Annotated in this window: 10 protein-coding genes; all 10 read left to right on the top strand. The window is 31.3% G+C overall.

All coding sequences use genetic code 11. From position 1 onward, the window contains the following. Window positions 1–428 precede the first annotated feature (428 nt). Window positions 429–1,805: a radical SAM family heme chaperone HemW gene (gene hemW, locus HMPREF1552_RS03565; protein WP_021743719.1), complete on the top strand. Its 1,377-nt coding sequence runs from the start codon at window positions 429–431 to the stop codon at window positions 1,803–1,805. A gap of 56 nt (window positions 1,806–1,861) precedes the next feature. Further along, a complete protein-coding gene (locus tag HMPREF1552_RS03560; RefSeq protein ID WP_021743718.1) occupies window positions 1,862–2,545 on the top strand; it encodes a YggS family pyridoxal phosphate-dependent enzyme in 684 nt (227 codons plus the stop codon). A gap of 11 nt (window positions 2,546–2,556) precedes the next feature. Continuing rightward, on the top strand, window positions 2,557–3,096 hold the full coding sequence (locus tag HMPREF1552_RS03555) for a cell division protein SepF (RefSeq protein ID WP_231370744.1): 540 nt from the start codon (window positions 2,557–2,559) through the stop codon (window positions 3,094–3,096). A gap of 167 nt (window positions 3,097–3,263) precedes the next feature. After that, entirely contained in the window at window positions 3,264–4,457 is a 1,194-nt protein-coding gene (locus HMPREF1552_RS03550) for an RIP metalloprotease (RefSeq protein ID WP_021743716.1), read from the top strand. A 17-nt stretch (window positions 4,458–4,474) separates the two neighbouring features. Then, window positions 4,475–6,118: an AarF/ABC1/UbiB kinase family protein gene (locus HMPREF1552_RS03545; protein ID WP_021743715.1), complete on the top strand. Its 1,644-nt coding sequence runs from the start codon at window positions 4,475–4,477 to the stop codon at window positions 6,116–6,118. 70 nt (window positions 6,119–6,188) lie between these two features. Further along, window positions 6,189–6,860 (top strand): DUF1269 domain-containing protein, encoded by a 672-nt coding sequence (locus HMPREF1552_RS03540; RefSeq protein WP_021743714.1) that lies wholly within the window; start codon window positions 6,189–6,191, stop codon window positions 6,858–6,860. Window positions 6,861–7,041: 181 nt separating this feature from the next. After that, window positions 7,042–7,668 carry a TetR/AcrR family transcriptional regulator gene (locus HMPREF1552_RS03535; RefSeq protein WP_021743712.1) on the top strand — a complete coding sequence of 209 codons (627 nt, stop codon included), beginning with the start codon at window positions 7,042–7,044 and terminating at the stop codon, window positions 7,666–7,668. A 22-nt stretch (window positions 7,669–7,690) separates the two neighbouring features. Further along, on the top strand, window positions 7,691–8,965 hold the full coding sequence (locus HMPREF1552_RS03530) for a TolC family protein (RefSeq protein WP_021743711.1): 1,275 nt from the start codon (window positions 7,691–7,693) through the stop codon (window positions 8,963–8,965). 59 nt (window positions 8,966–9,024) lie between these two features. After that, entirely contained in the window at window positions 9,025–10,140 is a 1,116-nt protein-coding gene (locus tag HMPREF1552_RS03525; RefSeq protein ID WP_021743710.1) for an efflux RND transporter periplasmic adaptor subunit, read from the top strand. 151 nt (window positions 10,141–10,291) lie between these two features. After that, a partial coding sequence (locus HMPREF1552_RS03520; protein ID WP_021743708.1) for an efflux RND transporter permease subunit occupies window positions 10,292–13,097 on the top strand: 2,806 nt, incomplete at its 3' end.

The following is a 13,097-nucleotide window of genomic DNA, read 5'->3' as shown; positions in this document are numbered from 1 at the left end:
TGTCTTTTACTGAAAAATTAAAATCTCGGAAATTCTATAACAAATATCTTTGTATTTTAATAAACCGACGGAGCTTTTTATTTGTTCAACTGCGACTGTTTGACGACTGAAAGGAGGAGTTTCGAAGTTGGGCAAATAAAAGTCGTAGTCTAGCCATAGGGGCAAGATTTGCGGCAATGAGCAATCCTGCAAAAATAAAGGAAAAATATAATTAAAATAGTAAAAACTGTTATTAAGTAAAATAATCTAATACTAAGTCCCGAAAGTTTTAATTCCTAGTTAATTATAGTATGTAATTCAAAATTTATTAAATATCTACTATTTAAAGAAGAAATAGTATTATAATAAATTCATTATTTAAATGGGATTTAGTATAAAATAAAAAAAATAATAAAATTTTTAGAGAGAATTTGTGGAAAGAATAAAGTATGGAAAAAATAAAAGAAAAAAATATTGATGCAATATATATTCATATTCCATTTTGTGACAAGAAATGTGAGTACTGTGATTTTTGCACATTTGTCAGAATGGAGAAGGAATATAGAAAATATGTAGATTATTTAATTAGGGAAATTAGGATGTACCCAAAGTTTAAGTATGATACGATTTATTTTGGTGGTGGAACGCCATCATTACTGCCAGTTGAGATGATAAGAGAAATAATGGATGAACTGGAGTGGAGTGAAAATGCCGAAATTACTTTGGAATTAAATCCAACGGATATGACTTTGGAAAAATTGAAGGAAATTCGGGAAATTGGGATAAACAGGTTAAGTATTGGTATACAGAGCTTTCAGAATCACGTTTTGAAATTTATTGGAAGACAGCACAGTTCAGAAGATGCGATAAATGTCTATAAAATGGCTAGAGAAGCTGGATTTGAGAATATAACTGTGGATTTGATGTTTGGAATTCCTAATCAAAGTATTGAGGATTTGCAGAAGGATTTGAATATTTTGAAAGAATTAAAGCCTGAAAATGTCTCAATTTACTCGCTTATCTGGGAGGAAGGGACTGTTTTCTGGAGTAAATTGCAAAAGGGGATTCTGTCGGAAATTGATCAGGATGTAGAAGCTCAGATGTATGAGATGATTATTGAGTTTTTTAATGAAAATAGGTATTGTCATTACGAAATATCAAATTTTGCACGGATTGATGGGAATTTTGAGCAAAATAAAAATATCAGTGAAAATTGTGATTCAGAAAATAAAATAGGTTTTCAAAATTTTTCAGAAATTAAGAATAATGAAGAAATATTGAAAAATGTGGAAGATTTTGAAATAATTAAGAAAAAACAGAAAAATAGTGGAAGACACAATTTGAAATATTGGAGAAATATAAAGTTTGTTGGTGCAGGAATGAGCGCTGCTAGCTATTATAGTGGAAATAGGCATAGTAATGTAAGAACATTTAAAAAATATTATGATTTAATTGATAGCGGAAATTTTCCAATTGATGAAAATACAATTGAAATTGTAGATGAAATCGAAAGTCAAAAATTGAAGAAAATGCTGGGACTAAGATTAATTAAAGAGGGAATTGAATATTTTGAAAATGAGAAAGTTGAAAAACTTATAAAAAATGGACTACTCGAAAAATTTGTTGTGAAAAAAGTTGAATTTTTAGATAAAAATACTAGAAAAGTCGAAAAAAAAATCATAACAAAAGAAAAAGAAATAAAAAATAAAGTTAAAAATAATGAAAATTTAGATGGAAATATTGTAAAAAATGCTTATGAAATAAGGCTTAGATTAACAAAAAGAGGAATGTTGCTTGCAAATGATGTATTTGTTGAATTTATTTAAAAAAAAGGTTATAATAGTGTTATTGTAAAATATGCAGCAAGTCAAAAGGAGCAGAAATGGAACTTGATAATGTAAAAATTCAGCAAAATTATAATAAAATTTTTGAAGATATAAAAAAATATTCACCGTATCCTGAAAAAGTAAAAATTTTGTTTGTTAGTAAATATTTTGATGTGGAAAAGCATAAGGCTATAATTGATATGGGTTATGATTATTTTGGTGAAAATCGGGCTCAGCTTTATCGAGATAAGCTAAATGAATTTTCAGATGAAAAATATAAAAATATCAAATGGGATTTTATTGGAAGGTTGCAAAAAAATAAAATAAAGTATATAATTAATAGTGTGAATTTAATACATTCGATTGATTCTTATGAACTTTTAGAAGAAATAAATAAAAAAGCTATTGAGAATAATAGAGTTATAAACGGATTGATTCAAATCAATGTTTCAAAGGAAGAATCCAAAACAGGAATTTATATTGAAGACTTTAAAAAAGATAGTGAAAAATATTTTTCTATGAGTAACGTAAAAATAGAAGGTTTTATGACAATGGCTCCATATGAAGCTTCACAGCAGGAAATAAACAGTTATTTTTTAAAGATGAGAGAGCTAAAGGAAGAGTATCAAAAAAAATATAATTACATTACCGAGCTTTCTATGGGAATGTCGAATGATTATATTGAAGCATTAAAAAATGGTGCGACAATAATTAGGATAGGAAGTAAATTATTTGAATAGGAGGTTATGCTTTGGGACTTAAAAGAAAATTAATGGAGTTTTTTGGCGATGATATTGAAGATGATGAAGATGAGTTATCTGAAGAATTGTCAAATGATGAAAAAAAAGAAGTGACAGTAGAACAGCCGCAACAAAATCAGCAGTCTAAAGTTCAGCAAAAAGCAACAGTAAATCGTGTGGAACAGGAAAAACAGCCAGAAGAAAAAAAAGGAATAGGAAGTCTTTTTGGCGTAGGAAAAAAGGAGGAAATTGTAAAGATGCCATCGTCTAAAGTAAGCTATGTTTCGATTATAAGACCGAAAGTTTTTGAAGATTCAAGATTAATCGCAGATGCAATAAAAGAAAATAAAGTTGTAACATTCAGCTTGGAATTTTTAGAATATGAAGTGGGACAAAGAGTAATAGATTTTGTAAGTGGAGCGGCGTATGCAATGAACGCTCATCTATCAAAGGTTACTGACAAAGTTTTAACTTCTATTCCAGTTGGAATTGACTATGAAGATATTGATGCCTCATTGGGAGAAGAGTCAAGAGACAGCAATTTATTATAATTAAATATTGAGGATATTAAGTTAAGTTTTGAAATTTAGCTGCTTTTTTTGAGATGTTTTCTCATTTAAAGCAGTATTTTTTAATAAATTCATAAAGTGAAAAAGAAATTATCAATTAAAATAGTTTGAAATAAATATAAAAAAAAGAAAATTAGGAGAATAGATAAATGGGAATGGTTTTTACAATAGTAATTTTGGGATTAATTATATTTTTGCATGAATTGGGGCATTTCGCAACGGCTAAATATTTTGGGATGCCTGTTACTGAATTTGCGATTGGAATGGGGCCAAAGATTTTTTCGTTAAAAAAGAATGAGACGACTTATTCAATCAGAATTTTGCCTTTAGGAGGATTTGTTAATATTGAGGGAATGCAGCCTGAAAGGTTTGATTTGGAAGTATTTAAGAAGGAAAAAATGGATGAGATTATTGAGGAATTAAAAAATGAAACAGGTAACAAAGATAATGAAATTGAAGATGAAAAATTTATTGATGAAGTAGAAAGAAGGCTTAGCAAGGTTGTAGAAAAGGAATTAAAGAGACAGGAAAATATTCAAAAAAATGGATTTTTTGCCAAGTCGCCGTTTAGCAGATTTGTTGTGCTGATTGCCGGAGTTGTGATGAACTTTATCTCTGCATTGGCAGTATTGTTTATAATTCTTTCAGTAGCAGGAGTGCTGCCGCCTAAATATTCTCAAGCTATAGTTGGAGGAGTTGAGCAAAGTTCAAAAGTAAATGGAAGATTGAAGGTAAATGATAAGATTTTGGCAATTAATGGTAAAAATATATCCAATTGGAGTGAAATGACAAAAAGAATTGGAGAAATTAGTAAAAATTATAAAAATGAAGATATAGCTCTAAAAATCTTGAGAGATAATAAGGAAATTACTGAAAATGTAAAATTAACTTATAACGAGGAAGCAAAAGGAAACATACTTGGAGTACATCTTTTAAGCCAAAAATCAACAATTGGAGAAAGAGTAAAAATTAGTTTTTCTATGTTTGGAGATTATTTTAAAATAACACTTGATGGTGTGAGAATGCTTATAACAGGAAAAGTGGCAATGAAGGAAATGACAGGGCCTGTAGGACTTCCTAAGATAGTTGGCGAGGCTTATGGGCAAGGAGGGATTTTTGCTATGCTTGGAGTATTTGTATTAATTTCCATAAATATTGGAATTATGAACTTGCTTCCAATTCCAGCGCTTGACGGGGGAAGGCTGATATTTGTCATTCCTGAATTTTTTGGAATAAAAGTAAATAAAAAAATAGAAGAAAAAATACATATGATTGGAATGATATTTTTACTTGTTTTGATGTTGGTTATTGTATTTTTTGATGTTACTAAGTATTTTCAATAAAGAGGAGAATAAATTAGATGGCAGATTTTATACAGAAGACAAAAAGGCTTGTAAAGCTTTCTTCAGTAATTGCTCAATATGGGTTTGATGAACTATTTAAAAGGGGAGACTTGGAAAAGTATATTCCTGGAAATATAAAAAAGAAATACAGCGACAAGATTGATGAAATAAATGCCTGTACTTTTTATGAAAGAATAAGAATGGCGATTGAGGAAATGGGGCCTGTATATGTAAAATTTGGGCAAATGTTAAGTAATCGAAAAGATATTCTACCTGAGGAGATGCTTTTACAGCTTCAAAAATTACAAGATAATGTAGAGATTGAAGAAGTAGATGTAAGAAAAAAAATGAATCTCGAACTTGGAATAGAAGTAGATGATTATTTTTCTGAAATAGAGGAAGAACCAATGGCATCAGCTTCAATAGGGCAGGTGTTTAGAGGAAAATTAAAAAATGGGGAAAAAGTTGTTGTAAAGATTCAAAGAGAAAATATAAAGCCTGTAATTGAAGTAGATTTGGAAATTATGAAAAATCTTGCAAAAACTTTGGAAAATTATTATGAAGAAATGAAAAAAATGAATATTGCAGATGTTGTGGAAAGTTTTGAAAAAATGCTGAATGAGGAGCTTTCACTTAGTAACGAGCTTCGTAATATAGAGCGTTTTGCAAACAATTTTAAAGGGGACGAGAGAATTCATGTTCCAATCGTATATAAACATCTTTCCAATAACCATATTCTTACAATGGAAATGATAGAAGGCTTTAAAATTACTGATAAGGAAAAAATAGTAGAAATAGGGAAAAAACCTGAAGAAATTGCAAGAACTGGACTTGATTTGTATTTGGTGCAGTTTTTAAAACACGGATTTTTTCATGCTGACCCCCATCCTGGCAATATTTTTATAAAGGAAAATGGGCAAATTGTATTTATTGATTTTGGTGCAATGGGAAGACTTTATCCAAATGAGCGAGAACTTTTAATAAATGTGATTATTTATTCATTGAAAAAAGATGTAAAAAAAATGATTGAAATTATACGTAAACTGGCAATAAAATTTGAAGTTGCAGATGAAAGAAAGTTTGAACGTGAACTTTACGGATTGATTGAGATGGTGGACGGGAATTCATTGGAAAGTATAGATATTGTTACGATTTTTGAAAAGGCAAGGAAAATATTCAGCGATAATCAAATTCTGCTTTCTGAAGATACTTACCTATTAATAAAGGGAATTGGTCAAATTGAAGGAATTGGACGGCATTTGGATCCAAGTCTTAATATAACAAGAATTATGCAACCATATATGGATAAAATAGCAAGAGAGCGGATGAATCCAGTAAATATTTTTAAAAAGGGAACAGAAAAATTGGAAACATTTTCTGATAACTGGCTAACTTTACCTACAGATTTAAAAAATATTTTGGAAAAAATTCAAAAAAATGAATTAAAACATAAGCACGAAATAATTGGTTTTGAGAAATTTCAAAAGACTTTTGAGCAATTAGTACTAGCAATTATTATTTCATCAATATTTGTGGGTTCATCAATACTAGCTCTAGCAAACATTCCTCCAAAAATATTTGGAATTTCTGGATTGGGATTATTAGGATTTGTTATTGCAGGAATTATGGGAGTAAATTTATTTTTTAAAAGTAAAAAATAAGTACTGGCAAAATAAAAACTATTTTTTTAGGACTATAATTAGTCAATTTAAAAAATAAAGGAGAGTTGCCATGGAAAATAATGTTTTATTAGCAACATTTGAAAATCAGCTAAGCGCATTTGAGGTTCTGGCTGACATAAAGACAAAATATTCAGGGGAAAATTATGTAATTACTCAGGCTGCAGTTGTAAGAAAGGAAGACGATAAGCTGAGTTTCAAGGATGGATTTGAAGTAAATGCAAATGGAAATATAGGATTTTTAAATGGAGGGCTTCTTGGAGGTCTTGTTGGAATTATCGGAGGTCCGTTGGGAGTTATTTTTGGCGGAGCAGTAGGAGCTATGATAGGTGAAAGCCAAGGTGAAAAGGCTGACAAAAAAATAATAAGCATATTTGAAGATGTTTCAAAACACCTTGTAAATAACCATTATGGGTTGATTTTGCTAACTTCGGAATCAGAAAATGCAGAACTGGATAATTTTTTGAATAAATATAATCCTGAAACAATCCTGCGAAAAGATGCCAAAGTTGTTCAAAAGGACTTGGAATTTGCAAGAGAATACGAATCTAAGCTGAAAACAGATATTGAATACAAGGAATTAAAAGACAAATTTAAAGGCAAGTCAAAAGAAGTAAAAGAAAATTTAGCTGATTTTTCAGAAAAGGTAAAAGCTAACGCAGAAGCATTTACAGAAGATTTGACGAAATTCGTACTGGACTTGAAAAATAAATTTAAGAATTAAAGAAGGCAGGGATAGAAAATTTTATCCCTGTTTTTAATTTTCAAGGAAAGCAAATTTATGTTTTTTTTATTGAAAAATTTTAATTTATTTTTTAGCGCAAAAATAATTGACAAAATAGAAAAAACAGTATATTATATAAAAATGACTTACAGGTCAATTTTATTTGTTAGGTGGGAGACGCTTGGAAAAGAAGAAGAGTGCAATAAGTCAGAAAAGAAAAAAGATAATAGATAAAGCATGGGAACTATTTGCAAAAAATGGATATGAGGAAACTAAGGTGGAAGACATTACGAAAGATCTAGGAATATCTAAAGGGAGTTTTTATACATATTTTGCAACTAAGGAAGAGCTGCTTTACGAAGTTTTAGAAAAAATAAAAAAGGAAATAATTGAAAATCTTGAAAATATAAATGTTGATCAAGTTCCAGAAAAGGTTTTAGAAGATTACGTAAAAGCTAAAATGAATTATGCTGTTAAAATTTTGAATAATATGAAGCTAAGAGCAGTTGAGAAATATTTAATTGATCCAAAATTAAGGATATTCTTTCAAGAACTGCAGGAAAAATCAACTGATTTTATAAAAATAAATATTGTTGAAAAATTTAACAGTAAAAATGGCAATAAATATAATACAGATGTTATATCAGAATTTATATTAATTTCAATAGAGGAATTTTTATATGATGAATTTGTCTTGAAAAATTTGGAAAAGATGAAAGATGATGACCTGATTAATATCCAAAATACAAGAAAAGTCGAAAATTCGTTGAAGGAAATAATAAAATTTATAAATAATGCATTAAAATAGGTTCAGGGAGGAAAAACAGAAAATGAAAAAAAATGGAAACAAAGTAGTAGTAACTGTACTGCTCCTATTGATGTCAATTCCAAATTTTGCACAAAAAATAACAATTCAGGAAGCGGCAGAAATGGCGGTAAAAAATAACAAGGATATAAAGATTGGGATGATGGAAGTTGATAGGGAGCAGATTGATGTGAATAAAAGTTGGAAACAGAGATTTTTCAAAGTAAGCTACAATGCTTCAGCAAATACTCATTTTAAGGATGTAATATTGAAAAGAACAGGAGAGTCATATCAGCAGTATCTGTCTCTTTCTCAACCACTTTTTACTGGCGGGAAATTAAAGATGGGAAATGAGATAAGTAAAGATAACCTGAAACTAGCAGAACTAAAGCTCGAAAAGACAAAAAAAGAGACAGTTTTAAGTACGGTGCAGGCATATATAGATGTGTACGAGGCAATAAGCACTCTTGGAGTACTGCAAAAGTCTAAGGAAGCTTTGGATGAAAATTATAAGATTCAAACTGAAAAGTATAACTTGAGAATGGTCACAAAGCCTGAATACAGGGAAGCTGAAAGAAGTGTGAAAGATATGGAAGCTCAGATTGTCCAGCAGCAGGGAAATATTGAAATTGCGAAGGAATCATTGGGAATATTGATAGGAATATCAAATCCAAGCAATATTGAAATTGTACCTTTTGGAGTGGAAGATAATTTTACAAAAAGCATTGATTTGAAAAAGGATATGGAGAAATTGACAACACAGAATACAGAATATAAAATTGCACAAAAACAAATTGATATAAGCAGAAAAAATACAAAATTAGAAAAATCTAGTTTTTATCCGACAATTAATGGAACTATAAATTATGGATCATTAAATTCTGCAAACAGATTAAAGGACGTATTTAGAGTTAGAGATTTTTCATCGGCTGCAGGAGTAACTTTTAGCTGGGATATATTTGACTGGGGGAAAAGAAAAGAAGATGTAAAATATGCTAAAAAAACAGAGGAAATTGCGGAAGTAAAATCTGAACAAACATTGGATCAGGTAAGGGCAAATATGAGAAAAACATATTATCAGCTGCAAGCGCTTGAAAAAAGTTTGGAAGCATTGAAGGTTGCTGTGGAAAGTGCAGAAGAAACTTATGAACTGGAAAAGGAAAGATACAGCTATAACTTGATAACAATGAATAATTTACTTGATGCAGAGGCAAAATTGAGACAAAGCCGTGTAAATTATGCGACTTCAAAACTTAAGTATTATTATCTTGTGTCACAATACGGAGCATTTTTAGATTAATTTAAGTGAATATCTAGAATATTACAAAATACATTTGAAAACAGGAGGAAATATAAAAAATGAAATTATATAATAAAAAAATTATAATAGGACTAGCGATACTTACTATGTTTACTATATCTTGCGGGAAAAAGAAAAAAGCAGAAGTTGTCAATGCAAGACCTGTAAAAGTGCAAGTTATTGGGCAAAACTCAATTTCTTTAGGATATACAGCAAGCGGTACTTTAAAGGGAATTGAGGAAGTACCGTATACAGCGACTTCATCAGGAGAGATAGTTGTCATAAATGCAAAAAATGGGGATAGTGTAAATGCTGGTCAGGTAATAGTGTCAATTGACAATCAGGCAGCAAGATCAAATGTAAGAAGTGCAGCTTCAAACGTGAATACAGCTTCGTCAAATATCAATTCAGCCGCAGCGGCATTGGAAGAAGCAAGAATTAATTATGAGAAGTACAGTATGCTTTATAACAAAAGGTTAGTGACTGAAACAGATTATTTAAAGGCAAAAACTAATTATGATGCTGCAAGAGCCCAGTTAAATGCCTCAAAAAACAGCCTAAGCTCAGCACGGGCAGCACTGGATTCGGCAAATGACACAAATAGAAAATCCGTAATAAAAACAAATACAACAGGAACAATTTCAAATATGAATTTGGAACTTCATCAGCAAACTTCAGCAGGAAGTGCTTTATTTACTGTAGTAAATGAATCAGAAATGCAACTGGAAGTGGGAGTTTCACCAGAAGTAATAAATAAAATCCATGTAGGGACACAGGCAAAAGTAAAAGTTGACGAACTACAAGGGGAAGAACTGATAGGAACAGTTTATGAAGTCTCTGCCGCAGCAAGCAGTGCAACAAGACAATTTACTGTAAAAATTAAAATTCCTAATCCAGATAGAAGGCTAAAAAGTGGAATGTATGGAACAGCAAGTATAGATACTGGTGCTGAAAACGGAATAATTATCCCTAAAAAAGCCATTGTTGTAAGAGGGGTAGAGCAAGTTGTTTATATAGTTCAAAATGGTAAGGCTATTGCTATTCCTATAAAAGTTACAAATCAAAATCAGGATTATGCAGCAGTTACAGGAAATGGATTAACAAGTGGAGTAGAATTAATAGTAGATGGACAAAATGTTGTGCAATCTAATGAAGCAGTTAGAAAAGTGCAATAATTTTTACTATTGATGACGAAATTAATATTTTTTATAATCAGTCAGACAGATTTTGAAAGTTTAATGTTTCTAGATTTGTTTGACTGTATTTATAAAAACAGAGATAAAATGAATTTAAAACAGAAGCAAAAATAAAATTAAGGAGAAAAAAATGACAATAGCAGATTTTGCAACGAAAAGAGTTGTTTCTACAACAATGATATTAGTATTTATGGTCTTTTCAGGTGTTGTAGCAATGCGGTCAATGAAGCAGGAATTGATACCAGATTTTAATTTTCCGCTGGTAGCTGTTAATACAACGTGGACTGGAGCAGCTTCTGAGGATGTTAAGACTCAGATTTCAAAAAAGATAGAAGATGCGGCACTTAATGTTGACGGTATTAAAAATATTTCTACAAGTTCAACTTATGGAAGTTCGAGTGTAATGATAGAATTTAACTTTGGTACAGATACGGATATAAAGCAAGTACAGATTCAATCTGAAATTGATAAAATAAAACAGGATTTGCCATCTGATGCCAATGATCCAGTAGTTTCAAAATTAAATACTTCTGGTGGAAATTCGGATATGGCGATGATGATTGCGATAAGAGGAGCAGATCAGGCGATAATTACTTCATTTATAGAGGAAACACTAGAACCAAGGCTTAAAAGAAACAGAGGAGTTGGAAACATATCAGTATTTGGTAATGCTACAAGACAGATAAAGGTAAGGCTGGATCCATATAGATTGCAGGCATACAATTTATCTCCAAGTGAAATATATACTAAAATTAAAGCGGCTCACACAATTGTGCCAGGTGGAACAGTAAAGGATGGTTCAAAAGAATTTATTCTAAGGGTTGATGGAGAATTAAAACAGCTAGAACAGATACAAAACATCATTATTTCAAACAATGATAATCAGACAGTAAGATTAAGCGACATTGCTAATGTTGAATATGGAACTAAAGATAAGACATCTTATTCAAAATATGATGGTCAAGACATGGTTTCTGTTGTAATTCAAAAAAGTAAAGATGGAAATCTAGTTGAAATTGCAAATATTGCAAAAAAAGAATTGGAAAATATGAAACCGTTATTTCCATCGGGTTCAAAGTATGAAATAATAGTTGATAACAGTATAAGGGTAAAAGATGCGATTTCCAATGTAACAAATAATGGTTTACAGGCATTAGTAATAACAGTAATTGTCTTATTGGTGTTTCTAAAGGATTTAAGAGCCTCGCTTGTGGTTGGAATGTCAATTCCAATATCTGCTGCCTTTACTTTCTTCCTTTTAAATACACAAGGAATCTCACTAAACTTAATTTCACTTATGGGTCTTGCACTTGCGATAGGATCGCTGGTTGATAATGCGGTTGTTACGCTAGATAACATATTTGATCATATTCAGATTAATAAAGAGCCAGCACTTGTTGCGGCGGTACGTGGAACAAATGAAGTAATAGTTCCAATGATCGCTTCAACGGCAACATCAGTTTGCGTATTCTTGCCAATTGTATTATTTCCAGGTTTTGCAAAGGAAGTGTTTGCAGGAATTTCGCTCTCAATGATGTTCGCGCTGTCAACTTCGATTGTTGTAGCAATGCTGTTTATTCCAATGGCATCAAGCCTTTTCTTAAATATTGAAAAAATATCAGGAGCGGCAGGGAAAGCACATAGATTTAATGCGTTTAGAGATAAATATAAAGAGCTTGTAAAGCAGGCTTTGGAACATAGAAAAGCAGTTATAATCGGAGTAATTGTACTATTTTTTGTAGTTGTTTTTGGACTTGGAAAAACTGTAAAAACAGGATTTTTCCCAACAATTGACAACGATGAGTATTCGGTAGTTGCACAGCTGTCTACAGGACTAGATGTAGAAGTGGCACACGAAATTTCTAAGCAGATGGAACAGATTGTAAAAGAAGATCCTGCTACAAAAAATTATACTACTATAGTAAATGCTCAGGCGGCAATAGTCAATGTCGATGTAAAAAAAGACACCATGAAGGCTATGGAAAGAATGCGTCAAAAAATGAGCGATATTCCAAATGTTACAATTGCTGTTTCTCCGTCAAAAGCTGGAGGACGTTCTGTTTCAAAAGATTATTCATTCCAAGTGGAAGGGGATAATGCTGAAGAAATCAACAGAATTGCCAATGCGATTATGGCAGATATGAAACAACAGACATGGTTTAAAGATGTAAAATCATCATCAGAAGGTGGATACCCTCAGGCACAACTTGAAGTAAACAGAGTAAAGGCTGAAAGTTATGGGCTAAGTGTTACAGATATAACTAGAATGCTAAATCAAACTGTCTTAGGAGTAGATCCGATAGAAATTACTGAAAATACAGAAACATTAAAAGTTTATATGGAATTTGAAGAGCAGTATAAAAATTCACTTGACAAAATACTGAATATAATGATAAAAACAAATGGAGGACAATTTGTAAGATTAGGAGACATCGCCACAATGAAACAGGTGGAAGGTGCGGCTTCAATAGAAACTTACAATGGTGCTCAAATTGTAACAGTAGGAGCAAATCTTGATAAATCAAAAGGTCTGAATGATGCGGCAAAATTTGTAAATGAATCATTTAAAAAGACAAATCCTGCATCAGGATATAAAATAGCTCCAGCAGGAAATGCCCAAAGTCAGCAGGAAATGGGTGGAGAAATTATGAATGCCCTTATCCTTTCGGTAGCACTTATTTATGTTGTCTTGGCAATACAGCTGGAATCATTTGTTTTACCGCTAATAATGATGTTGGCATTGCCGTTGTCGATGATTGGAGTAATGTTTGGACTGGCTGTAACAAGAATACAGCTGAGCATGTTTGTTATGATTGGTATTCTAATGCTGTTTGGTATGGCGGTTAATAATGCGATTGTATTACTGGATTTCGTATCAAGTTTGCGACAAAAAGGGATGGAAATTCGTGAGGCCCTTGTGGAAGCGGCAGGGTCAC

Source organism: Leptotrichia sp. oral taxon 879 str. F0557, assembly GCF_000469385.1.
In the GTDB taxonomy this organism is placed as follows: domain Bacteria; phylum Fusobacteriota; class Fusobacteriia; order Fusobacteriales; family Leptotrichiaceae; genus Leptotrichia; species Leptotrichia mesophila.
The sequence above is the reverse complement of the archived record's forward strand: the minus strand, read 5'-3'. Positions and strand labels throughout refer to the sequence as shown.

Bases quoted from the DNA above. Each gene is read 5' to 3' on its own strand.
- hemW (WP_021743719.1), top strand. From the start codon at position 429: ATGGAAAAAATAAAAGAAAAAAATATTGATGCAATATATATTCATATT.
- HMPREF1552_RS03560 (WP_021743718.1), top strand. From the start codon at position 1,862: ATGGAACTTGATAATGTAAAAATTCAGCAAAATTATAATAAAATTTTT.
- HMPREF1552_RS03550 (WP_021743716.1), top strand. From the start codon at position 3,264: ATGGGAATGGTTTTTACAATAGTAATTTTGGGATTAATTATATTTTTG.
- HMPREF1552_RS03545 (WP_021743715.1), top strand. From the start codon at position 4,475: ATGGCAGATTTTATACAGAAGACAAAAAGGCTTGTAAAGCTTTCTTCA.
- HMPREF1552_RS03540 (WP_021743714.1), top strand. From the start codon at position 6,189: ATGGAAAATAATGTTTTATTAGCAACATTTGAAAATCAGCTAAGCGCA.
- HMPREF1552_RS03530 (WP_021743711.1), top strand. From the start codon at position 7,691: ATGAAAAAAAATGGAAACAAAGTAGTAGTAACTGTACTGCTCCTATTG.
- HMPREF1552_RS03525 (WP_021743710.1), top strand. From the start codon at position 9,025: ATGAAATTATATAATAAAAAAATTATAATAGGACTAGCGATACTTACT.